Source organism: Mycobacterium lehmannii, assembly GCF_002245535.1.
Classification (GTDB): domain Bacteria; phylum Actinomycetota; class Actinomycetes; order Mycobacteriales; family Mycobacteriaceae; genus Mycobacterium; species Mycobacterium lehmannii.
The window spans coordinates 24,810-49,041 of record NZ_NKCN01000014.1 but is presented as its reverse complement, the minus strand read 5'-3'; the positions used below and the strand labels follow the sequence as shown (position 1 = coordinate 49,041).

22 protein-coding genes, 1 tRNA gene and 1 pseudogene are annotated in these 24,232 nt (G+C 68.2%); 14 read left to right on the top strand and 10 right to left on the bottom strand.

All coding sequences use genetic code 11. The features are described 5' to 3' along the window. Nucleotides 1-160: 160 nt before the first annotated feature. Entirely contained in the window at nt 161-829 is a 669-nt protein-coding gene (locus tag CEX87_RS16515; protein WP_094288184.1) for a chymotrypsin family serine protease, read from the top strand. 17 nt (nt 830-846) lie between these two features. Here the strand turns inward: CEX87_RS16515 and acs are convergent, their stop codons facing one another. Next, the gene (gene acs / locus CEX87_RS16510; protein ID WP_064399324.1) at nt 847-2,814 is read right to left on the bottom strand and encodes an acetate--CoA ligase; all 1,968 of its coding nucleotides are present in this window, start codon (nt 2,812-2,814) and stop codon (nt 847-849) included. 110 nt (nt 2,815-2,924) lie between these two features. On the opposite strand from acs, the gene CEX87_RS16505 reads away from it, so the two are divergent. After that, on the top strand, nt 2,925-3,683 hold the full coding sequence (locus tag CEX87_RS16505; RefSeq protein ID WP_094288121.1) for a Fic family protein: 759 nt from the start codon (nt 2,925-2,927) through the stop codon (nt 3,681-3,683). A 448-nt stretch (nt 3,684-4,131) separates the two neighbouring features. On the opposite strand, the gene CEX87_RS16495 is transcribed toward CEX87_RS16505, so the two are convergent. After that, on the bottom strand, nt 4,132-4,989 hold the full coding sequence (locus tag CEX87_RS16495) for an HAD-IB family hydrolase (RefSeq protein ID WP_064399322.1): 858 nt from the start codon (nt 4,987-4,989) through the stop codon (nt 4,132-4,134). 417 nt (nt 4,990-5,406) lie between these two features. Here CEX87_RS16495 and ssd point away from each other — a divergent pair, with 417 nt between their 5' ends. The 7 genes and pseudogenes from ssd to CEX87_RS16460 all read left to right on the top strand — a co-directional run. Continuing rightward, nucleotides 5,407-6,468 (top strand): septum site-determining protein Ssd, encoded by a 1,062-nt coding sequence (gene ssd, locus CEX87_RS16490; RefSeq protein WP_064399321.1) that lies wholly within the window; start codon nt 5,407-5,409, stop codon nt 6,466-6,468. Next, complete coding sequence (locus CEX87_RS16485) at nt 6,465-7,631, top strand: TadA family conjugal transfer-associated ATPase (protein ID WP_094288119.1); 1,167 nt, start codon at nt 6,465-6,467, stop codon at nt 7,629-7,631. Before ssd ends, CEX87_RS16485 begins: the two co-directional genes overlap by 4 nt. Next, nucleotides 7,628-8,401, top strand: a complete 774-nt coding sequence (locus CEX87_RS16480) for a type II secretion system F family protein (RefSeq protein WP_198957238.1) — start codon at nt 7,628-7,630, stop codon at nt 8,399-8,401. The genes CEX87_RS16485 and CEX87_RS16480 overlap by 4 nt, the downstream gene beginning before the upstream one ends. Further along, on the top strand, nt 8,398-8,967 hold the full coding sequence (locus CEX87_RS16475) for a type II secretion system F family protein (RefSeq protein WP_094288180.1): 570 nt from the start codon (nt 8,398-8,400) through the stop codon (nt 8,965-8,967). Before CEX87_RS16480 ends, CEX87_RS16475 begins: the two co-directional genes overlap by 4 nt. Nucleotides 8,968-8,990: 23 nt before the next feature. Continuing rightward, on the top strand, nt 8,991-9,194 hold the full coding sequence (locus CEX87_RS16470; RefSeq protein ID WP_064419254.1) for a DUF4244 domain-containing protein: 204 nt from the start codon (nt 8,991-8,993) through the stop codon (nt 9,192-9,194). Nucleotides 9,195-9,235: 41 nt separating this feature from the next. Next, nucleotides 9,236-9,517, top strand: coding sequence for a TadE family type IV pilus minor pilin (locus CEX87_RS16465; RefSeq protein WP_233151408.1), 282 nt, complete (start codon nt 9,236-9,238; stop codon nt 9,515-9,517). Between the two features lie 10 nt (nt 9,518-9,527). Next, nucleotides 9,528-9,860 (top strand): annotated as a pseudogene (locus CEX87_RS16460) (Rv3654c family TadE-like protein); the annotation flags it as partial. Here CEX87_RS16460 and CEX87_RS16455 read toward each other — a convergent pair. Further along, nucleotides 9,857-10,882: a PAS domain-containing protein gene (locus CEX87_RS16455; RefSeq protein ID WP_064419256.1), complete on the bottom strand. Its 1,026-nt coding sequence runs from the start codon at nt 10,880-10,882 to the stop codon at nt 9,857-9,859. The pseudogene CEX87_RS16460 and the gene CEX87_RS16455 overlap by 4 nt on opposite strands. 63 nt (nt 10,883-10,945) lie before the next feature. After that, nucleotides 10,946-13,273, bottom strand: coding sequence for a DEAD/DEAH box helicase (locus CEX87_RS16450; RefSeq protein ID WP_094288117.1), 2,328 nt, complete (start codon nt 13,271-13,273; stop codon nt 10,946-10,948). 277 nt (nt 13,274-13,550) lie between these two features. Between CEX87_RS16450 and CEX87_RS16445 the strand changes: the two genes are divergently transcribed. From CEX87_RS16445 to topA, 3 genes are all read left to right on the top strand, one after another. After that, complete coding sequence (locus tag CEX87_RS16445) at nt 13,551-13,754, top strand: cold-shock protein (RefSeq protein ID WP_006243848.1); 204 nt, start codon at nt 13,551-13,553, stop codon at nt 13,752-13,754. 130 nt (nt 13,755-13,884) lie between these two features. Next, entirely contained in the window at nt 13,885-14,475 is a 591-nt protein-coding gene (locus CEX87_RS16440; RefSeq protein ID WP_094288115.1) for a hypothetical protein, read from the top strand. Between the two features lie 134 nt (nt 14,476-14,609). After that, on the top strand, nt 14,610-17,444 hold the full coding sequence (topA, locus tag CEX87_RS16435; RefSeq protein WP_064399313.1) for a type I DNA topoisomerase: 2,835 nt from the start codon (nt 14,610-14,612) through the stop codon (nt 17,442-17,444). 27 nt (nt 17,445-17,471) lie between these two features. Here topA and CEX87_RS16430 read toward each other — a convergent pair whose 3' ends face one another. Then, a complete protein-coding gene (locus tag CEX87_RS16430; RefSeq protein WP_064419259.1) occupies nt 17,472-19,121 on the bottom strand; it encodes an adenylate/guanylate cyclase domain-containing protein in 1,650 nt (549 codons plus the stop codon). An 88-nt stretch (nt 19,122-19,209) separates the two neighbouring features. Between CEX87_RS16430 and CEX87_RS16425 the strand changes: the two genes are divergently transcribed. After that, on the top strand, nt 19,210-20,418 hold the full coding sequence (locus CEX87_RS16425) for a DNA polymerase III subunit delta' (RefSeq protein WP_094288113.1): 1,209 nt from the start codon (nt 19,210-19,212) through the stop codon (nt 20,416-20,418). A gap of 67 nt (nt 20,419-20,485) precedes the next feature. Further along, nucleotides 20,486-20,561: transfer RNA gene (locus tag CEX87_RS16420), tRNA-Thr, on the top strand. Here the strand turns inward: CEX87_RS16420 and CEX87_RS16415 are convergent. Genes CEX87_RS16415 through galE form a run of 5 tightly spaced genes read right to left on the bottom strand, consistent with a single transcriptional unit; the run spans nt 20,532 to nt 24,184 of the window. Further along, nucleotides 20,532-20,903: an alpha/beta fold hydrolase gene (locus CEX87_RS16415; protein WP_233151407.1), complete on the bottom strand. Its 372-nt coding sequence runs from the start codon at nt 20,901-20,903 to the stop codon at nt 20,532-20,534. The genes CEX87_RS16420 and CEX87_RS16415 overlap by 30 nt on opposite strands. Next, nucleotides 20,900-21,040, bottom strand: a complete 141-nt coding sequence (locus CEX87_RS27620) for a hypothetical protein (RefSeq protein ID WP_233151406.1) — start codon at nt 21,038-21,040, stop codon at nt 20,900-20,902. Before CEX87_RS27620 ends, CEX87_RS16415 begins: the two co-directional genes overlap by 4 nt. Next, nucleotides 21,037-21,408, bottom strand: coding sequence for a carboxymuconolactone decarboxylase family protein (locus tag CEX87_RS16410; RefSeq protein ID WP_066810224.1), 372 nt, complete (start codon nt 21,406-21,408; stop codon nt 21,037-21,039). Before CEX87_RS16410 ends, CEX87_RS27620 begins: the two co-directional genes overlap by 4 nt. 24 nt (nt 21,409-21,432) lie before the next feature. Further along, complete coding sequence (locus tag CEX87_RS16405) at nt 21,433-23,223, bottom strand: hypothetical protein (RefSeq protein WP_198957237.1); 1,791 nt, start codon at nt 23,221-23,223, stop codon at nt 21,433-21,435. Beyond that, complete coding sequence (gene galE / locus CEX87_RS16400; RefSeq protein WP_068196052.1) at nt 23,207-24,184, bottom strand: UDP-glucose 4-epimerase GalE; 978 nt, start codon at nt 24,182-24,184, stop codon at nt 23,207-23,209. The genes CEX87_RS16405 and galE overlap by 17 nt, the downstream gene beginning before the upstream one ends. Nucleotides 24,185-24,232: the final 48 nt, after the last annotated feature.

Below are 24,232 nucleotides of genomic sequence, written 5' to 3'. Positions count from 1 at the left end.
GGTGTCGGTCGCGACTCATGTTGCCATGTGGCGTGCGCTCAAACGATCCCGGCCGACGATAGACTGGCCAGATCAGTGGCAGGGCAGGTCGGGGCGCGTCGATAGGGGAAACGTTCACGTGAAGACCAGCGGCCTCCGGCTGTGCCGTCTCGCCACGACCATCGTCGTCGCAGCAGCGGCATTCCTCTCGATGTCCGCGACAGTGCACGCTCAGGGACTGGTCTCGTTGGGTGGCGGCTCGGGCCTCGTCGTCAACGGCGAGACGCTGTGCACGCTCACCGCGATCGGAAACGACAACAGGGGACGGCTGGTGGGCTTCACGTCCGCGCACTGCGGCGGGCCCGGGGCCAAGGTCAGCGCCGAAGGCGTCGACGCCGCAGGCGTGGTGGGCACGATGGTCGCGGGCAACGACGCCCTGGACTACGCGGTCATTGAGTTCGATCCGCAGAAGGTGCGCCCGGTCAACAACGTCGACGGGTTCCAGATCGACGGCCTGGGCCCCGATCCGGTAGCCGGTGACATCGCCTGCAAGCTCGGCCGCACGACCGGCTACTCGTGCGGCGTGACGTGGGGCCCGGGCGAGGAGCCGGGCACCATCGTCAACCAGGTGTGCGGTCAGCCCGGCGATTCGGGCGCGCCGGTCACCGTCAACAATCGGCTGGTCGGCATGATCCACGGCGCCTTCTCCGAAGCCCTGCCGACGTGCGTCATCAAGTACATCCCGCTGCACACCCCCGCGGTGACGATGTCGTTCAACACGCAGTTGGCCGACATCACGGCCAAGAACCGGCCGGGGACGGGTTTCGTCCCCGTCGGCGCCGCCGCCTGATCCCCGCGGGTGCTTGTTCAGCTTTCGGTCTTGCTGGCGCGGATCGCTTCGAACACGTCCGGATCGACCAGTGTCGACGTGTCGCCGAGTTCACGGCCTTCGGCCACGTCCCGCAGAAGCCGGCGCATGATCTTGCCGCTGCGCGTCTTGGGCAGTTCGGGTACGACGTGAATCTCCCTGGGTCGCGCGATCTTTCCGATCTCCTTGGCGACCTGTGCGGAAAGCTCCTGCACCATGTCGTCGCTGTCGTTCGCGTTCGACTCGAGGATGACGAATGCGCAGATTCCCTGGCCGGTGGTCTCGTCGCTGGCGCCGACGACCGCAGCCTCGGCGACATGGGAGTGCCCGACCAACGCCGACTCGACCTCCGCGGTCGAAATGCGGTGTCCCGATACGTTCATCACGTCATCGATGCGGCCGAGCACCCAGATGTCGCCCTCGGCGTCGACCCTGGCGCCGTCGCCGGCGAAGTACCAACCCTGCTTCTCGAACCGCTTCCAGTAGGTTTCCTTGTATCGTTCCGGGTCCTTCCAGATACCGCGCAGCATGGCCGGCCACGGTTGATCGAGCACGAGGTAACCGGTGACATGCTCGGCGCCTTCGGCTTCGGGCTCCAGTTCCTTGCCCTCGTCATCGACGATCTTGGCGGTGATACCCGGAAGTGGCGCCATCGCCGCACCCGGCTTGGCTGCCGTCACACCGGGCAGCGGGGAGATCATGATCGCCCCGGTCTCGGTCTGCCACCAGGTATCTACCACCGGAGTTCGGTCGCCCCCGACCACCTTGCGGTACCACCGCCAGGCCTCCGGGTTGATCGGCTCGCCCACCGACCCCAGCAGGCGCAAGCTGGACAGGTCGTGGGCATCGGGAATCTCACGGCCCCACTTCATGAAGGTGCGGATCAGGGTCGGGGCCGTGTAATAAATTGTCACACCGTACTTTTCGATGATCTCGAAGTGGCGGTGCTCGCTGGGCGAATTCGGAGTGCCCTCGTAGACCACTTGTGTGCACCCGTTGGAAAGTGGGCCGAAGACGATGTAGCTGTGGCCGGTGACCCAGCCGATGTCAGCGGTGCACCAGTACACGTCGGTTTCGGGCTTGGCGTCGAACACGTAGTAGTGGGTGTAGGACGACTGGGTGAGAAAACCGCCGGAGGTGTGCACGATGCCCTTGGGCTTGCCGGTAGTGCCCGACGTGTACAGCAGGAACAGCGGATGTTCGGAGTCGAATGCCTCGGGAGTGTGTTCGGTGGAGGCGGCGTCGACGATGTCGTGCCACCAGATGTCGCGGCCCTCGGTCCACGGCACGTCGATGCCGGTGCGTTCCACCACCAGCACGTGTTCGACGGATGCCTGGCCCTGCACCGCTTCGTCGGCGCCGGGTTTCAACGGCACCGCCTGACCGCGGCGGTACTGCCCGTCGGTGGTGATGACCACCTTGGCCTCGGCGTCCTCGATGCGGGCCGCCAGCGCCGAAGACGAGAATCCGGCGAACACCACACTGTGCAGCACCCCCAGACGCGCGCACGCCAGCATCGCAACGATCGCCTCGGGGATCATCGGCATGTAGATGGCGGCCCGGTCCCCCGCACGGAGTCCGAGTTCGGTCAGCGCGTTGGCGGCCTTGCAGACCTCGTCTTTGAGTTGGGCGTAGGTCAGCGCGTGCGAGTCACCGACCGGTTCGCCCTCCCAGTACAGGGCCACCCTGTCGCCGTGGCCGGCTTCGACGTGCCGGTCCACGCAGTTGTAGGCGACGTTCAGCTTTCCGCCGACGAACCACTTCGCGAACGGCGCATCCGACCAGTCGAGCACCTCGTCGAACGGTGTCTCCCAATCGAGCCGGTTGGCCTGCTCCGCCCAGAACGCCAGCCGGTCCTTCTCGGCCTGACGGTAAAGCTCCTCGGTCGCGTTCGCCTGCTGGGCGAACTCCGGAGACGGGGGGTAGACGGACGGACCGTGGGCGTGCTGCGCCGATGACTCTGCCATACCTGTGAGGGTAGTCACCCTGTCGGCGAAACACATTGGGATGTCACGGTCGGCTTGCCGCCGCAGACGGCGTGGTCGGCTCGTCCGCGGGTCGGCTAGCGTGTGCTGCCGTGACCGGTGGCTTCGCGAAGGACCCGTTGGCGCCGCTGGCTGACCTGCCCGGCGTCGCGGAGGCCGCCGAGGAGGCCCGTGAAGCGCTGGGCCGCGCACACCGCCACCGAACCAACCTGCGGGGCTGGCCGAAAAGCGCCGCCGAGGCCGCGCTGCGAGCCGCCCGAGCGTCGTCGGTGCTCGACGGCGGTGCGTTCGCGCTGTCCGACGACGGCACCCCGGACCCGGTTTTGGCCGGGGCGCTGCGGGTGTCCGAAGCCGTGGAAGGCGGGGCGACAACCTTGGTCGGCGTCTGGCAGCGCGCCCCGCTGCAGGCCATCGCCCGGCTGCACGCGTTGGCGGCGGCGGACATCGCCGACGACGAGCGGTTGGGCCGCCCGCGCCAGGAGGCGCACGTGGGCACGCGGCTGACCCTGCTGGCCGACATCCTCACGGGAGGGACCCGGGTGCCCGCGCCCGTGCTCGCCGCCGTCGTGCACGGCGAACTGCTCACGCTCGCCCCGTTCGGCGCCGCCGACGGTGTGGTGGCGCGGGCGGCGTCGCGGTTGGTGACGATCACCACCGGGCTCGATCCACACGGGCTCGGGGTGCCGGAGGTTCACTGGATGCGCCGGTCCGGCGACTACGACGCCGCGGCGCGAGGCTTCTCGTCCGGCACCCCCGACGGCCTGACCGCGTGGATCCTGTTGAGCTGCCGCGCATTGCGCGAGGGCGCCCGCGAAGCGCTGTCGATCGCCCAGGCGGCCTCGTCGTCCTGAGGCGTTGCTGAAAGGGGCGGCCATCACAGGTCGTCGCCTCGTCGCCAACGCGAAGCGGGCGACGCTCCGAACGTGGTTCGGCTCGTCGCCCGCTAACACGGAGACCGGTTACCAAGCGTGCTCTGATGGGTCGCGTGGGTGGCCTCGGCGTCTTGTCGATGCGCTTCGACTGCAACCCCACCCAAAGGGTCGCTCTAGCCGTCCGCTATTCGCAAATACGCAGGCCCGCAACACTTTTGCCTATTCCGCGGCATGTGCTCCGCGTGGGTGCCGGGTTCCGTGCTGGGGAGCCTGAAGCGGGAGATTCGAGCCTTCTCTTCCGACTCGATCTTGGCCTCTCCAAGCTTCCGTGACTCCTTTGTACCCCGTGACCGCGATCACATCAAGGGCCAAATCAGCCCTAGTCCGGATCGTTACGCGGAACCCGGGTTGGCGGGTGAGGAGTTGGCTAGAAGGCGAAGCGCCGCAACAGCGAATAGGTCAGCGCGCCGGCGGCCAAAGCGCTGATGCCGACCGCCGCGGTGGTGGCCATGGCCGCACCCGACGGGGCCGGAATCCGATCCCGCAGCGACACCGGTTTGGAGAAGTCGAGCACGGGCCAACCTCGGGCCGCGGCTTCCTTGCGCAACGTGCGGTCGGGATTGACCACGTTCGGATGGCCGACGGCCTCGAGCATCGGGAGATCGGTGATCGAGTCGGAGTAGGCATACGAATGCTCGAGCGCGTAACCCTCGCGTTCGGCCAGTTCCCGGATCGCGGCCACCTTGCCCTCGCCGTAGCAGTAGAAGGCGATCTCTCCGGTGTATTTGCCGTCTTCGACGACCATACGGGTGGCCATCGCGTGTGTGGCGCCCAGCGCACGAGCGATCGGCGCGACGATTTCCTCCCCGGAGGCCGACACCATGACCACGTCGCGGCCGCACAGTTTGTGGTCGGCGATCAGCTCGGCCGCCTCCGCGAAAACCAACGGCGTGACGACGTCATGCAGGGTTTCGCCCACGATCGACTTCACCTGCTCCACGTCCCAGCCGGCACACATGTTGGTGACGTACGCGCGCATGCGGTCCATCTGGTCGTGGTCCGCGCCGGACATGAGAAAGAGGAATTGGGCGTACGTGGACTTCAGCACGGCCCGCCGATTCATTAGTCCTTGCGCAAAAAAAGGTTTGCTGAAAGCCAGAGTGCTGCTTTTTGCGATGACCGTTTTATCGAGATCGAAGAAGGCGGCGGTTCGGACCGGACCGTCCGTCGGAGCGCCCGTCGCGGACGCGTCCGGCGCCTCGGCCGCCGAACCAGATGCGCTCACGACGCCAGCATAGGGGCCCGCGCGTGACAATCGCCGGGAGAGTGTACAAAGTGGCAGGTTATGACAGGTGTCGTAGACAGGACACTTCCGCAGATCGGGCTACTTTTCTCAGCGCGCAGCACTTGCGCCGAAGCCGACTGGCGTGTGTATAGTGAGCCTTACCCGGCTTATGTCGGGTGTGCATCAGCCCGACCCCCCGGGGCTGATACACGACGACCTCCGCCTCCTCCCCCCCTGGCGGGGGTCGTCCCTTTTTCAGGACTTTTCGCAATCCGGATATGTGCTGCCATTCACAGTGGTTGCGGAACGCCGTTTTCGTTTGCCGACTCTTACCTGGGTCATTCACAAGATCGCGTTGATCCACAGATGAGGCGTCAGCGGTAGCGTCGTCGCAAGCCCAGGCCACAGGGTTGGAGGGTGGCTTCATCGAGTGGATACCTCGCGTTGATCGCCGACCCGGCACTTCGCGAGGACGTGGACCGGGTGTGTGCGGCGGCGGGTGTACCGGTCGTCCACGCGTCGGAGCCCTCCAGCCGCAAGGTCTGGACCGAGGCGGCCGCCGTCGTGCTCGACATCACAGGCGCCCGCCGGTGCGTGGCCCGCGCGTTGCCGCGACGTACGCGCGTCGTCCTGGTGGGCCGCGTCGAACCCCGCGGAGCCGACTGGCAGGCGGCGATCGAGGTCGGTGCCCAGCGGGTCCTCACCCTGCCCGAGCAGGACGACGAGTTGATGGCGGAGTTGGCCGAGGCCGCTGAAGGGCTGCACGAGGCGGGCCGTCGCGGTGCGGTGGCGGCCGTCATCGCCGGCCGCGGTGGAGCAGGCGCATCGGTCTTCGCGACCGCGCTGGCGCTGGCCGCACCCGAGGCGTTGTTGATCGACGTCGACCCGTGGAGCGGCGGCATCGATCTCGTCGTGGGCGGTGAAGCCGAATCCGGGCTGCGCTGGCCGGATCTGCGGCTGCAGGGCGGGCGGTTGAGCTACGCGGCGCTGCGGGATGCGTTGCCGCGCGTACGGGGCGTGACCGTGCTGTCTGGCAGCCGGGTCGGCTGCGACGTCGACCCCGTACCGCTCGGTGCCGTGATCGACGCGGGCAGTCGCGGGGGTGCGACCGTCGTTTGCGACGTCCCGAGGCGGTCGACCGCGGCGGCCGAGACAGCTGTGGCCTCCGCCGATCTCGCCGTAGTCGTGACACCCGCCGACGTACGTTCGTGCGCGGCGGCCGACGCGGTCGCCCGGTGGGTGTCGACGCTCAATCCCAACTCGGGTGTGGTCGTGCGCGGTCCGGCACCGGGCGGGCTGCGGTCGGCGGAGGTCGCCGAAATCGTCGGGTTGCCGCTGCTGGCGGGGATGCGTCCGCAACCCGGTATGGCGGTCACCCTCGAGCGGGGCGGACTGCGGATCGGTCGTCGGTCGCCGCTCGGCCGCGCGGCGCGCAAGGTGTTGACGATTCTGCAACAACATCCTGCGATCGCCGCATGAGCGACTCGTTGATCGACCGAGTCCGCGAGCGGCTCGCGGCCGAATCGGGACCGCTGCGGCCGACGGTGGTGGCCGCGGCAATCCGCGCGGAGTCCGGTGGTGTGCTCGGCGACAGCGAAGTGCTCAGCGGGCTACGCCTGTTGGAGACCGAGCTGACCGGGGCGGGCGTGCTCGAACCGTTGCTGTCGGCCGACGACACCACCGATGTTCTGGTCACGGCGCCGGACGCGGTGTGGGTGGATGACGGCAACGGGTTGCGCCGCACCGGAATTCGCTTTCCCGACGACAGTTCCGTGCGCAGGCTCGCGCAGCGGTTGGCGCTCGCCGCCGGACGTCGCCTCGACGAGGCGCAGCCATGGGTCGACGGCCAGTTGACCGGGCTCGGCACCGGCGCGTTCACGGTGCGTCTACACGCGGTCCTGCCGCCGATCGCTTCCGCGGGAACGTGTCTGTCGCTGCGGGTGCTGCGCCCCGCGACGCAGGACCTGGCGTCGCTGACCGCCGCCGGCGCGATCGAACCGGCCGCGGCCGCCCTCCTCGACGGCGTCGTGCGCGCACGGCTGGCCTTCCTGGTCTCGGGAGGCACCGGGGCGGGCAAGACCACCCTGTTGGCCGCCCTGCTCGGCGCGGTTCCCCCGATCGAACGCATCGTCTGCGTCGAGGACGCCTCGGAACTCGCGCCACCTCATCCGCATCTGGTGAAGCTGGTGGCGCGCTGCGCCAACGTCGAAGGCGCGGGCGAGGTGACGGTGCGGGACCTGGTGAGGCAGGCGTTACGGATGAGGCCCGACCGCATCGTCGTCGGTGAGGTACGCGGCGCTGAGGTCGTCGATCTGCTCGGCGCGCTCAATACCGGTCACGATGGTGGCGCCGGAACCGTGCACGCCAACAGCCCGACAGAGGTGCCCGCGCGCCTCGAGGCGCTGGCGGCGCTCGGTGGGCTCGACCGGGCGGCGTTGCACAGCCAACTCGGCGCCGCGGTGCAAGTGGTGATCCACGTCGGCCGCGACCGGACGGGCCTGCGCCGACTCGACGAGATCGCGGTGTTGACCGCCGGAGCCGACGGCCCGGTCCGTGCCTCCACGGCGTGGCGTCTCGGGCACGGTTTCGGCCCTGGCGCACAGCGGCTCGACGATCTGATCCGTGAGCGGGGTGGCTCGTGAGCGTCGCTGCGCTGGCCCTCGCGCTGGCGATTCTCACCGCACCAGGTCCGCGGCGGCGCACACCGCTGGCACGCTCACGCCGCCGGGCGATACGGCTCCCGTCGCCTCTATGGCTGGTGGCCGTCCTCGTCACCCTGATGATCGTTGCGCCGCTCGGTGTCGTAGCGGCGGCGGTGATCGCGGCCGCCACCGTCGAAGCCCGCCGCCGGCGCCGGCGCAGAGAGCGGCAGCGGACGAATGAGGCCGCCGCACTGGAGGGTGCGCTCGACGTCCTGGTCGGGGAGCTGCGGATCGGCGCCCATCCGGTGACCGCGTTCGACACGGCAGCCAACGAGGCCGACGGTGCCGTCGCGGCAGCACTGCGCACGGTGGCGGCCAGGGCGCGGATGGGAGGCGATGTCGCCGCCGGGATGCTCAGTGTGGCACGACGGTCGGCGCTGCCGACGTATTGGCAGCGGCTCGCGGTCTGCTGGAATCTGGCTCAGTCGCATGGCCTCGCCATCGCGACGCTCATGCATACCGCGCACCGCGATATCGTTGCGCGGGAACGGTTCTCGACTCAAGTGAGCGCGGGTATGGCCGGTGCGCGGACCACCGCCACCGTGCTCGCCGTCCTGCCGTTGCTGGGCATCGGACTCGGCGAGTTGATCGGCGCCCATCCGCTGCGCTTCCTGTTGTCGACGGGCCAATGGCTCCTGGCCATCGGTGCGGCACTGACATGTCTGGGGTTGGTGTGGTCGGACCGGATCACCGGCGGGGTGGTCCGATGACGCTTGCCGCGCTGCTTCTCGCGATCGCTGCGCTTCTCGCAGGCACCGATGGCCGAGCCCGTGTGCGGACCGCCCACAGCCCAAATCCGAAGTCACACCACAAAGTCCGGGCGAACGATCCACTGGCGTTCGCCTCGGCGCTCGAAGTGCTGGCGGCCTGCCTTCATTCGGGTATGGCGGTGGCCGGCGCTGCGTCAGCCGCGGCGCCCTCGGCACCGCCGACGGTGGCCCGAGTATTGGTCCGTGCCGCGGATCTGCTTGCCCTGGGCGCTGATCCTACGACCGCGTGGGCCCCTGCACCCGAGGGCGATCACAGCGTCGACGCATTGTTGCGGCTGGCACGGCGGTCGGCGTCCTCGGGAAGCGCCCTCGCCCAAGGGGTCAGCGCGCTGGCCAGCCGGTCGCGCGACCATGCGGCGGACACTGCGCGCGCCGCGGCCGAACGCGCCTCGGTCTTGATCGCAGGCCCGTTGGGGGTGTGCTACCTGCCGGCGTTCTTCTGCCTGGGCATCATTCCGGTCGTCGCGGGGCTGGCCGCAGACGTGCTGCAGTCGGGGATTGTGTGAAGGACAACGAGTGAGGAGAAAAGTTGAAGGGCAACAGGATTCGAGCGCTCCAGACGCGGCTGACGCTGCTGGTCGTCGCCGACGAGGGAATGTCGACCGTCGAGTATGCGATCGGCACCATCGCGGCCGCCGCGTTCGGTGCGATCCTCTACACGGTCGTCACCGGCGACTCGATCGTCAGCGCGTTGACCAACATCATCAGCCGCGCTCTCAACACGAACGTCTGACCGGTGAACGTGGCGGCGCCACGGTCGAAGCGGCGTTCGCGGTGGCAGCGCTGGTCGCCGTCCTCGTCTTGTGTCTGGGCGGACTCACGGCGGTGTCGATGCATATCCGGTGTGTCGACGCCGCGCGCGAGGCCGCACGCCTCGCCGCCCGCGGCCACGACAGCGCTACGACGGCCCGCGATTTGGCGCCAGAGGGAGCCTCCATCGCTACCCGCAGCGACGGACGGTTCGTCACCGCCACCGTCCGCGCGCGGTCACCGATACTGCCCGGGTTCGCCGTCGAGGCGCGAGCCACGGCCGCGGTGGAACCGGGTTCGGGCTGAGCAGGGTTCGACCACTCTCATTGCCGCTGCGATGATCGCGATCGTGGTGGCGATCGCCATCGGTGCCGCTTACCTCGGTGTGGCGGTATCGGCGCGACACCGCGCACAGGCGGCCGCAGACCTGGGCGCGTTGGCCGCCGCCCACCGGATTGCGGCCGGTGGCGATCAAGCGTGCTCGTGGGCGGCCGCGGTCACCGATGCCATGGATGCCGAGATGGCGCGGTGCGACGTCGACGAAGTCGATATCGTTGTTGCCGTCGACGTTCCGGTCGCGTTGGGCCGCTTCGGTGTGGGCGCTGCGCGTGCGGTGGCCCGCGCGGGCCCGGCCGATGTCAGCACCTAGGAAGTGCGTCGGCCTGCTTCGGCGAACTCGGTGTCATTGGGGCGGCGCAGCGTCGCGAGCGCGGCATACACGTCGTCGTCGAGTTCGACCCGGTTCACCGTCACGTGCACCGGTGCCCACTCCTGGCCACCGACGCCGGTCATCCGCAGTACACCGGAAGCGATACCGGTCCTGAAATCCACGGCCATGCGCTCCATCTCGGCGCGGTCGTCGGGATGCACCGCGTGTTCGCCCGCCAGGCTGACCCGCCAGTCGAAGAACGGGGCCGGGTCGTCGAGCCACTTCAACAAGGTCCAGTTCGTCGGGTCGACCAAGGCGCGGTGCACACCAGGCTGGGCCAGTCCGTTGAGGATCCGCTGGGCGAGGTGATCCTGTTCCGGGCGCTCCTGCTCGCGTTCGCTGCGCCAGTTCATCGCTCGGCACAGCAGCCGATCCGGTCCGTCGCCGTCGGATTCCAGCACCGCCCGCGTCACGAACCCGACGCTGATCGCTTCGCCGCGGTGGTCGGTGACGTCCCAGGTGCTGCAGAACGCGGTGCCGGGCTCGCGCTTGATCGCCATGGTCAATACCTTGGCCTCGCTGGGGTTGAGTTCACGCATCGGCAGGTCGTCGGCGAAAGTTCGGTTATGCGTCGGTTCCTGAGGCGATTCCCACCCGCTGTTGGCCAGCGATTCGGGGGTGCCGGTGGCGATGCCGGTGTCGAGGTTCCATACCAGCGGCCCGGGCACCGGGCGCTCCGGGGGTTCCATGTCGGGCGGCCCGATCCACACGTGTACGCCATGTATCCGGCCGTCGGTCATCTGCACGACCTCCGTGCGGATGACACGGTCGTTCTTCGGGGTGATGCTGCTCAAGCCTTGATGCGCGCGCACCGTTTCGCCGATCGCCGTCTGGACCGCCATCAGATGCGGATTGCGCCGCAGGAAGGCACCGATCGGGATCAGATTCTGGGTTCGACGGCCCTGCGCGACCACCGCGGGCTCGCTGCCCAGCGTCTCCACGAGCAGCCAGTCGTGGGTCATAGGGCCACCTTACCGGCGCACGTGCCCACGATTCGGTGTGCTGCACCAGCGGTTGCCACACCCTCAGCCGGACCGTTGGGATATCTCGCGCAACACCAACCGCAGCACCCGCACCGCGCCCTCCTTGTCCAGCGGATCGTTCCCGTTGCCGCACTTGGGCGACTGCACGCACGACGGGCAGCCCGCCGGACACTCACACGCCTCGATCGCATCGGCCGTCGCGGCCCACCAGGTGGTGAGCCGGTGATAACCGCGGTCGGCGAAACCCGCACCGCCGGGGTAGCCGTCGTACACGAAGATCGTCGGCAGCCCCTGCACGGGCCCGACCGCCGTCGACACACCGCCGATGTCGCCACGATCGCAACTGGCGACCAACGGCAGCAGCCCGATCGCGGCGTGCTCTGCGGCATGCAGCGCACCGGGCGCACGCAGCAATTCGATGCCGTTGTGTTGTAAGGCCTCTGGTGTGATCGTGCACATCACGGCCATGGTGTCCAGTGTGCGGGTGGGCATCTCGAGTTCGACGAAGTCGATCACCTCACCCGTCAGGTGTCGGCGCAGGTAACCGGTCACCGTGTTGCTCACCGAAACAGGGACAAGCCCAACAGTGACCGCGCCGAACGTCTTTCGCTCACCGTGCCCGGTGACCGCGATGTCGGTGACCTCCCGCGCGGTGGTGGTGTAACCGGGATCATCGGCGTGCACGAAGGCCACGCCGTCCTCGAAGTCGAGGGAGTCGACGACATAGGTCTCGCCCTGGTGCAGATACACCGCTCCGGGATGGACAGAAGCGGGCGCCTGGCCCGCCCCGGTACTGCCGAGCATGCGTCCCGTGCCGGCCTCCAGGATCGCGATCTGACCGCCGGACGACCCGCGGATGTCGACAGCCGGATGCGGATCCATTCCGGGTGTGGGGAAGTAACCGTTGGCCCGTCGCCGCAGCAGTCCGTCGTCGACGAGCGTCGCAGCCACGTTCTCGGCGTTCCACATCCGCACCTCGGCATCGGTGAGCGGAAGTTCGGCAGCAGCGCAGAGCAGTTGTGGCCCAAGCACATACGGGTTGGTCGGATCGATGACGACGCGCTCGATCGGCTTGTCCAGCAGTGCCGACGGGTGGTGCACCAGGTAGGTGTCGAGCGGATCGTCGCGGGCGATCAGCACGATCAGCGCGCCCTGACCGCGCCGCCCCGAGCGGCCCGCCTGTTGCCAGAACGATGTCACGGTTCCCGGAAACCCGGCGAGGACAACGGCGTCCAGACCGGCGATGTCGACACCCAACTCCAACGCGTTCGTCGTCGCCAGTCCCCGCAGTTCGCCGTCGGTCAGCGCGCGCTCGAGCGCGCGGCGGTCTTCGGACAGATAACCGGCGCGATACGAAGCCACCCGGTCGGCGAGATCGGGCGCCTTTTCCTGTAATCGCGCCCGTGCCCCCAACGCGGTCAGCTCGGCGCCGCGCCGCGACCGCACGAACGTCAGCATCCTGGCGCCCTCGGCGACCAGGTCGGCCATCACGCTGGCGGCTTCGGCTCCCGCCGAACGCCTTACCGGGGCCCCGTTTTCCCCCACCACGTCGTCGAGCAGCGGAGGCTCCCACAGCGCGACGGTGCGGGCACCCTGCGGTGACCCGTCCTCGGTGACCTCGGCGACCGTTTGACCGATCAGTTCGGAGGCGGTCTGGGCCGGCGAGGCCGTCGTGGCGCTGGCGAAGACCACGGTGGGCACCCCGCCGCTGGGCGAGTAGCGGGCGCACAGCCGCAACAGCCGCCGCAGCACCATCGCCACGTTCGAACCAAAAATGCCGCGATAGTAATGGCATTCGTCGACGACGATGTAGCTCAGGTTGCGCAGGAACACCGCCCACCGGGCGTGGTTGCGCAGCAGTGACAGATGAATCATGTCGGGGTTGGAGAAGATCCAGCGCGACCGTTCCCGCGCGAACCGTCGCACGTCGCTGTGGCTGTCGCCGTCATAGGCGCACGGTGCGACGTCGGACAACCCTACCGCCTCGGTGAGCGTCACCGCCGACCGGAGTTGGTCGTGGCCGAGCGCTTTCGTCGGCGACAGATACAGCGCCCGCGACCGCGGATTCGCCTTCAGGTCTGTCAATATCGGCAACTGGTAGGCAAGCGACTTGCCCGACGCCGTGCCGGTGCACAGTACGACATGGCGCCCACCGTGAGCGAGCTCGGCGGCGGCCAGTTGATGTGACCACGGGGCCTCGATGCCCCGATCAACGAACGCCCGCACCACATCTGGGTCGGCCCAACATGGCCACCCCATCGGGCGACCCCGGCGCGGTGGGATATCTGCGACGTGGCGCAGCGGATTCGGGCCGCCTGCAACCGTGCCTTCGACCGCGCACGCGAGCAGCTCGCGGCCGAAATCAGCCATCGATCATCCTTCCCGATAGACCTCTTTAGGCGAATTGTTCCCCATTTGAAACGCCGAGACTGTCGCCGCAGCCACGAACGTGATTGACTTATCGCGGTCGCAGCTTCTGTGTTCGTGTATTAGCACTCGCAGGATCGACGTTGCGATCGCGGTTCCTGCGAGGGTTGTAGGTCGGGTTGAGTTCCGAGCTTCCACGAAGGAGAGCGGTCGGAACGGGCCCGGTGTACCGAAACACGGTGGACCGCACCCGGTGAATAAGAGAAGGAAACAACAGGAAATGCCACAGGGAACTGTGAAGTGGTTCAACGCGGAGAAGGGCTTCGGCTTCATCGCCCCGGAGGACGGCTCCGCTGACGTTTTTGTCCACTACACGGAGATTCAGGGCAGCGGCTTCCGCACCCTGGAGGAGAACCAGAAGGTCGAGTTCGAGGTTGGCCAGAGCCCCAAGGGGCCCCAGGCCACCGGTGTTCGGGCCGTCTAGCGCGACCAGCACGATCGAAAGGCAACACCCCGCGAGCGTCGAGAACCGAACGCCGCGGGGTGTTCGCTATTCCGGCGCGCTTCGGCACGGCCGCCACGGCTGCGGCCGGTACCTGGCTTACTGTCGGTTTGTGAGCCAGCTGTCGTTCTTCTCGGCGGAGTCGGTGCCCCCCGCGGTGGCCGACCTCACCGGGCTGCTCGCCGGACCTGGCCAGGTTGTCCTGGTGGGTTCCGGCACCGAGCAGGGTGCGCGGCTGTCGGTCGTCGTCGACCGTCACTGGCGGGCCGAGGCGCTGGCCGAGATGATCGTCGAGGCCGGTCTGGAACCCGAGATCGCCCGCACCGACGAGAACACCCCGCTGGTGCGCACCGCGGTCGACAGCAGACTGGTGGAGATCGCGGCGGGCTGGACCCGGGGTGCGGTCAAGACCGTCCCGCCGAACTGGTTGCCCGGGCCGCGCGAGCTTCGGGCCTGGACCCTGGCCGCGGGCACACCCGAAGCAAACCGTTATCTGCTCGGGCTGGACCCGCACGCACCGGACACGCATTCGCCGCTCGCGTCGGCGATGATGCGGGTGGGAATCGCGCCGACGCTGATCGGTACCCGCGGGTCGCGCCCGGCCCTGCGGATCAGCGGTCGACGCCGGCTATCGCGCCTGGTAGAGAACGTGGGGGAACCTCCTGGCAGTGTGGAGGCGTTCGGAGAATGGCCGCGGGTCTGACCGCTGTTCGGAGGGGGTCCGTTTGCGTCGGTTGGCGCGGGGTGCGAAATTGTCAGTTGCCGACAGGGTTGATTCTCCGCCGGACGCGGAATTCTGCGCTGTGGGTGACCAAAGAAGTGGAGCGTAAGTAAAAGGTGGCTGATGGGGACCGCGGCAGCGGCCGTAACGGAAGCGTCCGGCGGCTCGTCATAGTCGAGTCGCCTACCAAGGCGCGCAAGATAGCGGGCTACCTGGGCTCCAATTACATCGTCGAGTCGTCCCGTGGGCACATCCGAGACCTGCCCCGCAACGCCGCCGACGTGCCTGCGAAGTACAAATCCGAGCCGTGGGCCCGCCTCGGGGTGGACGTCGACCACAACTTCGAGCCGCTCTACATCATCAGCCCCGAGAAGAAGAGCACGGTCGCCGAGCTGAAAGACCTGCTCAAGAACGTCGACGAGCTGTATCTGGCCACGGACGGCGACCGCGAGGGCGAGGCGATCGCCTGGCATCTGCTCGAGACGCTCAAGCCCCGCATCCCCGTCAAGCGGATGGTGTTTCACGAGATCACCGAACCGGCCATCCGCGCAGCCGCCGAGGACCCCCGCGACCTGGACAACGACCTGGTCGACGCGCAGGAGACACGCCGCATCCTGGACCGGTTGTACGGCTACGAGGTCAGCCCGGTCCTGTGGAAGAAGGTTGCGCCGAAATTGTCGGCCGGCCGGGTGCAGTCGGTGGCAACGCGCATCATCGTGCAGCGCGAACGCGAACGGATGGCGTTCCGCAGCGCGGGGTACTGGGACGTCACCGCCGAACTCGACGCCAGTGTCTCCGACCCGCAGGCCTCGCCGCCGACGTTCACCGCCAAGCTGAACACGGTCGACGGGCGCCGCGTGGCCACCGGCCGCGACTTCGACTCGCTGGGCCAGGTGAAAAAGCCCGACGAGGTGCTGGTGCTGGACCAGGCCGCGGCGACGGCGTTGGCGGGCGGTTTGCGCGGGGCGCAGCTGGCGGTCAGCTCGGTCGAGCAGAAGCCCTACACCCGCAGGCCGTACGCGCCGTTCATGACCTCGACGCTGCAGCAGGAGGCGGGCCGCAAGCTGCGGTTCTCCTCGGAGCGCACGATGAGCATCGCGCAGCGGCTCTATGAGAACGGCTACATCACCTATATGCGCACCGACTCGACGACGTTGTCGGCGAGTGCGGTGGAAGCAGCCCGCAATCAGGCCCGTCAGCTCTACGGCGAGGAGTATCTGCATCCGTCGCCGCGGCAGTACACCCGCAAGGTGAAGAACGCCCAGGAGGCGCACGAGGCCATCCGGCCCGCCGGTGATGTGTTCTCCACGCCGGGCCAGCTGCACGGTGCGCTCGACACCGACGAGTTCCGGCTCTACGAGCTGATCTGGCAGCGCACCGTGGCCTCCCAGATGGCCGACGCGCGGGGCACGACGCTGAGCCTGCGGATCTCCGGAACCGCGAGCTCCCGCTCGATTGACGGCTCCGCCGTCGGTGGAGAGCAGGTCGTCTTCAACGCCAGCGGCCGCACCATCACCTTCGCGGGCTTCTTGAAGGCCTACGTGGAGAGCATCGACGAGCAGGCAGGCGGCGAGGCCGACGACGCCGAGAGCCGGCTGCCGAATCTCGAGCAGGGCCAGCGCGTCGACGCCAAGGAGCTCACCGCCGACGGGCACAACACCGCGCCGCCCGCCCGCTATACCGAGGCTTCGCTGATCAAGGCTCTCGAGGACCTCGGCATCGGCAGGCCGTCGACGTACTCGTCGATCATCAAGACGATCCAGGACCGCGGGTACGTCGTGAAGCGGGGCAGCGCGCTGGTGCCGTCGTGGGTGGCGTTCGCCGTCATCGGGCTGCTCGAACAGCACTTCGGCCGCCTCGTCGACTACGGGTTCACCGCGGCGATGGAAGACGAGCTCGACGAGATCGCCGCCGGCAACGAGCGACGGACCAATTGGCTCAACAACTTCTACTTCGGCGGCGATCACGGGGTCGAGGACTCGATCGCCCGCTCGGGCGGGCTCAAGAAGCTCGTCGGGGTGAACCTCGAGGAGATCGACGCCCGACAGATCAACTCCATCAAGCTGTTCGACGACGATCAGGGCCGACCGATCTACGTGCGGGTGGGCAAGAACGGTGCGTACCTGGAGCGGATGGTCCCCGACGAGGACGGTGAGTCCGGCGAGCTCAAACCGCAGCGGGCCAACCTCAAGGACGACCTCACCCCCGACGAGCTGACCCTCGAGCTTGCCGAAAAGCTTTTCGCCACACCGCAAGAAGGCCGATCGCTGGGCGTCGACCCCGAGACCGGGCACGAGATCGTCGCCAAGGACGGTCGTTACGGTCCGTACGTCACCGAGGTTCTGCCCGAACCGCCCGACGACGGCGAGGCCGGGTCGACGGCGAAGAAGGGCAAGAAGCCGACGGGTCCGAAGCCTCGCACCGGTTCGCTGTTGCGGTCGATGGATCTGGAGACGGTGACGCTGGAGGATGCGCTGCGGCTGTTGTCGCTGCCGCGTGTCGTCGGCGTCGACCCGAACACAGGCGAGGAGATCACCGCGCAGAACGGCCGCTACGGCCCATACCTCAAGCGCGGCACGGACTCTCGCTCGCTGGCCACCGAAGAGCAGATGTTCGACATCACGCTCGATGAGGCCTTGAAGATCTATGCCGAACCCAAGCGCCGTGGCGGTCAGCGGGCTGCGGCCCCGCCGTTGCGTGAACTCGGTGAGGATCCGGCGACCGGCAAGCCGATGGTGATCAAGGACGGCCGGTTCGGCCCGTATGTCACCGACGGGGAGACCAACGCCAGCCTGCGCAAGGGCGACGACGTCTTGTCGATCACCGACGAACGCGCCGCCGAACTGCTCGCCGACCGTCGCGCGCGCGGTCCGGTGAAGCGGACGAAGAAGGCGGGGGCGAAGAAGACGGCGAAGAAGGCAGGAGCCAAGAAAGCCGCCAAGAAGAGCTAGCCCGCGAATGTGAGCTTGTGCTCGAGATCAGCGTGATTCTTCGGAAACAACTTCACGTTCGGCGCCTTGCTCAGCGTCGCCGTCCGCCTGATCTGTTTCGGTCTGCTCGGGGCGGGCGCCGTCGGAGCCGAGCAGGTTCAGCGGCCGTGCCAACTGTGTCGGGGCCACACGGCCACGGAGTTCGACGATCTCGCCGACGTCCCAACACAGCGCTTCGGCGTCCAGGGCGCCGCTGACCGCGATCGCCGAGGCCAGGACGTGGCCCTCCTCCAGCTTGGCCAACTCGGTCAGCCGCGCCGCTTCGTTGACCGGATCACCGATCACGGTGTACTCGAAGCGGGCCTGGGCACCGATGTGCCCGGCGATCGCGCGGCCTGCCGACACCCCGATGCCGAACTCCGTCTGGGCCAGCACCTCGATCAGCTCGTCGTGCAGTTCCCGTGAGGCCGCCAGCGCGCCGCCGCACGCGTCGGGATGCTCGATCGGCGCGCCGAAGATGGCCAGCGCCGCATCGCCCTGGAACTTGTTGACAAAGCCGCCGTGGCGGTTGACGGTGTCGACCACGACGCGGAAGAAATCGTTGAGCAGGTTGACGACCTCGGCGGCGGGGATGGTCGACGCCAGCTGTGTGGATCCGACCAGGTCGACGAACAGCACCGCGACGTCGCGTTCCTGACCACCGAGTTCGGTGCCGCGTTCCAGTGCGCGCCGGGCCACGTCCTCGCCCACGTAGCGGCCGAACAGGTCGCGCAAGCGTTGCCGTTCGGCGAGGTCGCGCACCATGTCGTTGAAGCCCGCCTGCAGCAGCCCCAGCTCGCTGGCGTCGTAGATCTGCATGTGGGCGTTGTAGTTACCGCGCTGCACCTCGCCGAGCGCCCAGCGCAACTGGCGCAGCGGATCGGCGATCGACATCGCCACCAGCACGGTGCCCGCCAGCCCGACCACCAGCGCCGAGATCGACAGGATCAGGATCGGGGTGGTCAGCCGGTCGGCGGGAGCGGTGAGGACCCCGAATCTGCTGGCCACCACGGCCAGCACGATCGCGATGATCGGGACCGCGGTGGACAGCACCCACGTCATCACCTGGCGCAGAATCACCCCGGGCGCGCGGAAGTTCTCCGGTACGCCGCCGCGCAACGCGGCCACCGCGACGGGCCGCAGCACCCGTTCGGACTGCAGGTAGCCGATGATTGCGGTCGCGGTGGCGCCCAGCCCCGTGGCGACGGCCACCACCGGCGCCGACTTGCTGGCCACCGGCCAGCTGGCGACGATGAACACCACCGAACCCAGGAACCAGTTCGCGACGTTGATCACCGACCGGTAGAACGGCATCTTCAGCGCACGGGTGCGGGCCAGTTCGGTGTCGGCCGGGTCCCGGTCGCCCAGCAGCATGTCGCGGCGTTGCCAACGCATGACCGGGATCAGCAGCCGCAGGCTCCAGTACGCCGCGATCGTGAAGGACACGAACAGAAAGCCGAGGAAGACCGCCAGGTTGAAGGCGGGCAGGTCCTGCAGCTGGATGCGGTCCTCGGGCGGCAGGCCGAATCGCAGGAAGCTGAAGACCAGCAGGGCGCCGATGATGTCGGCCTGCACCATGCCCAGCGTGAACACCGGCCACGGGGTGCGCGCGGCCCACCGGACGAATGCGCTGATCCGCCCGATCGGTCGATCTTCCATGGCCACGCGTCAACCGTATCGGGCCATGGCGACGGGTACGGGTGCTGTGAGACGGACGTGTCGGTTCGCAGCACTACTGTTATCTCCGATGGGCGGTGTCTTCTCGCGTCTCGTGGGTCAACAGGCTGTTGAGGCCGAGTTGGTGGTCGCGGCACGCGCCGCACGCGGTGAGGCGGCTCACAGCGGGGCGGCGGTCGGATCCATGACACATGCGTGGCTGATCACGGGCCCTCCCGGTTCGGGCCGGTCGGTGGCGGCGCTGTGCTTCGCCGCGGCGCTGCAGTGCACCTCCGACGGTGTGCCCGGGTGCGGTGAGTGCCGGGCCTGCACGACGACGATGGCCGGCACCCACGCCGACGTGCGGCGGATCATTCCCGAGGGGCTGTCGATCGGTGTCGACGACATGCGCACGATCGTGCAGATCGCCTCGCGGCGACCGGGCACCGGGCGCTGGCAGATCGTGCTGATCGAGGATGCCGACCGGCTGACCGAGGGAGCGGCGAACGCCCTGCTCAAGGTGGTCGAGGAGCCGCCGCCGTCGACGGTGTTCCTGCTGTGCGCGCCGTCGGTGGATCCCGAGGACATCGCGATCACGCTGCGCTCGCGCTGCAGGCACGTCGCGCTGGTCACCCCCACCGTGGACGCGATTGCGGGTGTGCTGATGGACAGCGACGGGCTTCCGGAGGCCGAGGCGCGGTGGGCGGCTTCGGTCAGCGGCGGCCATGTCGGGCGGGCCCGCCGGCTGGCCACCGACGAGTCGGCGCGGGAACGTCGGAAGCGGGCGCTGGGTCTGGCGCGCGACGCGGCGACGCCGTCACGCGCCTATGCCGCGGCCGAGGAGTTGGTCAAGACGGCTGAAGACGAGGCCCTGGCGCTGACGGTGGACCGCAACGAGGCCGAGACCGAGGAACTGCGCACCGCGCTCGGTGCGGGTGGCACCGGAAAGGGAACCGCCGGTTCGCTGCGCGGAGCGGCGGGCGCCCTGAGTGCCCTTGAGCGACGGCAGAAGTCGCGCAAGACGCGTGCCTCGCGTGATTCTCTGGACCGCGCGCTGATCGATTTGGCGACGTACTTCCGCGACGCGCTGCTGGTGGCCTCGGACGCCGGCGACGTTGCGCACAACCACCCCGATATGGCCGAGGAGATCGCCAGGCTGGCCGCGCATGCGCCGCCGGACAAACTGCTGCGCTGCATCGAAGCAGTCCTGGAGTGCCGCGAGGCGCTGACGGTCAACGTGAAGCCGAAGTTCGCGGTCGACGCGATGGTGGCGACGGTCGGGCGCGCACTGCGCGACTGAGTTGGGTCGGCGGCGGGCCCTGCCGTAGACTCGTCCCGCCTGTGGCTGACACATGTGAGCCGGGCACGCCACCTTAGCTCAGTCGGCAGAGCGGCTCACTCGTAATGAGCAGGTCAGGAGTTCGATTCTCCTAGGTGGCTCCAGTTCGGTCCTCGGGCCAGGAAATCAGCGACCAACGGCACGACCTCGTCGAGGTGCGTTTCCAGCAGCCAGTGCCCGCCGCCGAGCAGGTGCAGGGGCGCTTCGGGCAGGTCGCGGTGGTAAGCCCGCGCCGACTCCTCGGGCATGTAGTCGTCATGCGGACCCCAGACAATCAATGTCGGCGGCCGATGCGTGCGCAGGTATGCCTGCTCCCCAGCGAACCAGTCGAGTGTCGAGGGTTGGTCCTCGAGCAGGTGGATGAGGTTGGCCAGCCGGTCCGGGGTTGTCCCAAAGCTCGCGCAGGAACCCGTATTTCGGCCCGAACGCGTCGGCGTAGATGTCACCGTTCTGGATGACGAGGCCCGCGACGCGCTCGGGTTCGGCCAGGGCGAGACGGATCGGGCGGCCCGGCTTGGCGGTAGAAGGTGTCGACGCCGTCGACGGTGACGCGGTGGTGGTGGGTGACCGGTGCGATGCTCACGTCGGCTGCAACACCTCCTTGGCGATCTTCATTGCCGAGTTGGCGGCGGGGAAACCGGTGTAGCCGGTGCAGTGGTAGATGACCTCGGCGATCTCGTCGTCGGTGAGGCCGTTGGTGCGCGCGATCTGAACGTGGATCCGCAGTTCGTCTTCGGCGCGCAGGGCGATCAGGAGGCCCAGTGTCAGCAGGCTGCGGTCGCGACGGCTCAGGCCGTCCCGGGTCCACAGTCGCCCGAACACGTTGTCCATGGCCAGGGGAAGCATCTCTCCGCCGAAAGAGTCGGTGGGCAGTTCGAAATCCCCGTCGGGGAGGGCGCCGGGAAGCAGTTCGCGGAAAACCTGGAGGCCTTGGTCACGGATGTCGGTCATCCCGACAGCCTGGCACGCTGACCGCTATTTCGGTGCCACGAATCCGACGGGGCCCGACGCGATGCACACCGACAACGCGGCGGTATTCGCGCGGACGTCGATCGCGTCGCCCGCACCGGGGAGCCGGACGAACACCTGGTTCAGGCCGGGTCGCACCGGCACCTTGACCTCGCGCCCCTCCGACAGCGACATCGTCATCGAGCCGTCGCTGTTGGCCAGGTAGTTGATCTCGGCCGTCCAGTCGGCAGGTAGCAGCGGGCCGTCCAGCGGCATGCGGACCGGAATTTCGGGCTGCACCAGGTAGCCGCAGTCCGGGTGCGGTCCAGGCGCGATGGCGCGCACCCAGGTGACCTTCGCGTCGACCACGCGACCGGTGTGGTCGAGCATGCGCAATTCGTCTGTGGCTGCGGAGAATTCGGGACGTTCACGCACCAGCGCGAACATGTGGCTGGCCCGGTTCTCGGGGCCGACGACCCGCTGCAGGACCATCGGGTCGACCTCCTGGTCGAGCATCGGCGCGTCCGACATCCGGCTCGCGTCGGCCAGGCCCGACAACGCGTTGCGCAGATAGCCTTGCGCCGGATTGTCGCGCCACGTCGTCAAGAACGTCGCCGTCGAGTACACGCTGCTGGCCACGAACAGGGCTGTAAGCGAACAGATCACCACTGTTCGGGTGCGTGACGCGTCCAGCCACCGCGACCCCGCCAGGTTCGGGGCGCACAGCCCGACCGCCGCCAACAGCGCCAGCACGATGACGAGGTCGGGCAGGTAGCGCAGCGTCTGCGCCAATTCCAGGGCGGTGAACTGCGATGACCGCATGAGGTAGATCGGGATCTGGCAGGCCATCGCGTATCCCGCGGCCACCAACCACACCGCGACGATCCGCCGCTTGCGCAGCAGCGTCACCACGACCACGGCGGCCAAACCCACCCAGCCCAACACCATCACCGTCGCGGGCGGGGTCGCCCACGGCGAGGCAGGCGCCCACCGTTGCCAGTCCCACGGGCCGCCGACCAGCCCCGGCACGATCCCGTGCGTCACCGACCGCGCGAGCAGGTCCCACGTCATCGCCAGGTCGAAACTCCACCGCTTCTGGTCGACCACGACCAGGTACACGCCGACCCATCCCGCCGTGACCGCCAGCGACGGCACCCACAGGCGGATTCCGCTACGCCACACCGCTTTCACCAGTCCGGTGCCGGTTACGTAACACAGCAGCGCGGTCACCGCGAACGCGACGAACGGGATCACCGCAGCCTTCTCGAAGAACAGCAGACCGCCGATGTAGACCAGAAGAGCCGTCACCGCGTACCGCTTCTCACCCGTGCGCACCAATAGGATCGCGTCACCGCAGACCCACGCCAGCGCCGCCAGCATCGGCAGCGAGTTCAGTGCCGCCGCCCACCAGGCGAACCCGGGCACCGCAAGCGGCGTGAACAACGCGAATGTCAACGGCAGCAACAGGACTGGTCGCCACCCAAGAATGATGTGCAACGTCCGCAGCAGCGCCAGCGACACCAGCAACTGCAAGACGAGCAGGCTGATCGCCGGGCCGATCCAGTTCAGGGGTGCCAACAAGGTGATGCCACCGGCGACGAGGAACGCGGCGGGCATGACGTGACCGTCGTGGTCGTCGAACAGGTATGCCGGCGAGAGCAGCGGTTGGGTACCCGCGCGGCCGATCAAGATCAGGTCGTCCCAGTAGAAGTAGCCGCCGAACGCCAGCACCGCCCGGATCGCCAACTGCACGACGATCAGGACGATGGCGGTGCGCGCGACCCAGTTGCCCAGCGCGAAGTTACCGCGGATAGGCATCCCCTGCTTGCCGGCGAGCGATCCACGCCGAGCGCACCATCTCCTCCAGCGAATGCCGCATCCGCCAGTCGAGGTCGCGCGCGGCCAAGTCGCCCGACGCGACGATGCGGGCGGGGTCACCGGGCCGGCGCGGACCGACCACCGGCTCGAAATCGAATCCGGTCACATCGCGGATGGTGGTCATGATCTCTCGCACCGAGGTGCCGCTGCCACTGCCGAGGTTGTAGACGGGCTCGATTGCGTCGTCGGCTTCCAGCCGCCTCGCCGCGGCGACATGGGCCAGCGCGAGGTCCGACACGTGGACGTAGTCCCGCACGCAGGTGCCGTCGGCAGTGGGGTAGTCGGCGCCGTTGATCCGCGGTGTCTCGTCGCGGCACAACATGTCGAACACCAGCGGGAAAAGGTTGTGCGGGCTGACGTCGAACAGATCCGCCGAACCCGATCCTACGACATTGAAGTAGCGCAGGCTGGTGTGCCGTAACCCGGACGCGCGTGCGGCGTCGCGAATCATCCACTCTCCCACCAGTTTACTGACGCCGTACGGGGATTCCGGCGAAGCGGGCGTCTGCTCTGTGACGGTGTCGACGTCCGGGGTGCCGTACGTGGCGGCGCTGGAGGAGAACACCATCTTGTCGGTGCCTGCGGCCTCCATCGCCTTGAGAAGCGTGACCATCGCCGAGACGTTCTGCTCGTAGGTGTGAAGTGGGCGTTGCACCGAGACACCGGCGTACTTGAACCCTGCGATGTGGATGACGCCGCTGACGTGATACTCGTCGAGCGTGCGTGCGACGAGTTCACCGTCGAGCAGGGTGCCGCGCACGAACGGAACCGTCGGCGGAACGAATCGCTTCAGGCCGGTCGACAGATCGTCGATCACCACCACCGGCATGTCGGCGTCCGACAGGGCACGCACCACATGGGAACCGATGTACCCGGCGCCGCCGGTCACCAGCCAAGTCATTCGCTTTTCCTCACCCTAGAACGGGGCCAGCATACGGAGGGGCGACCT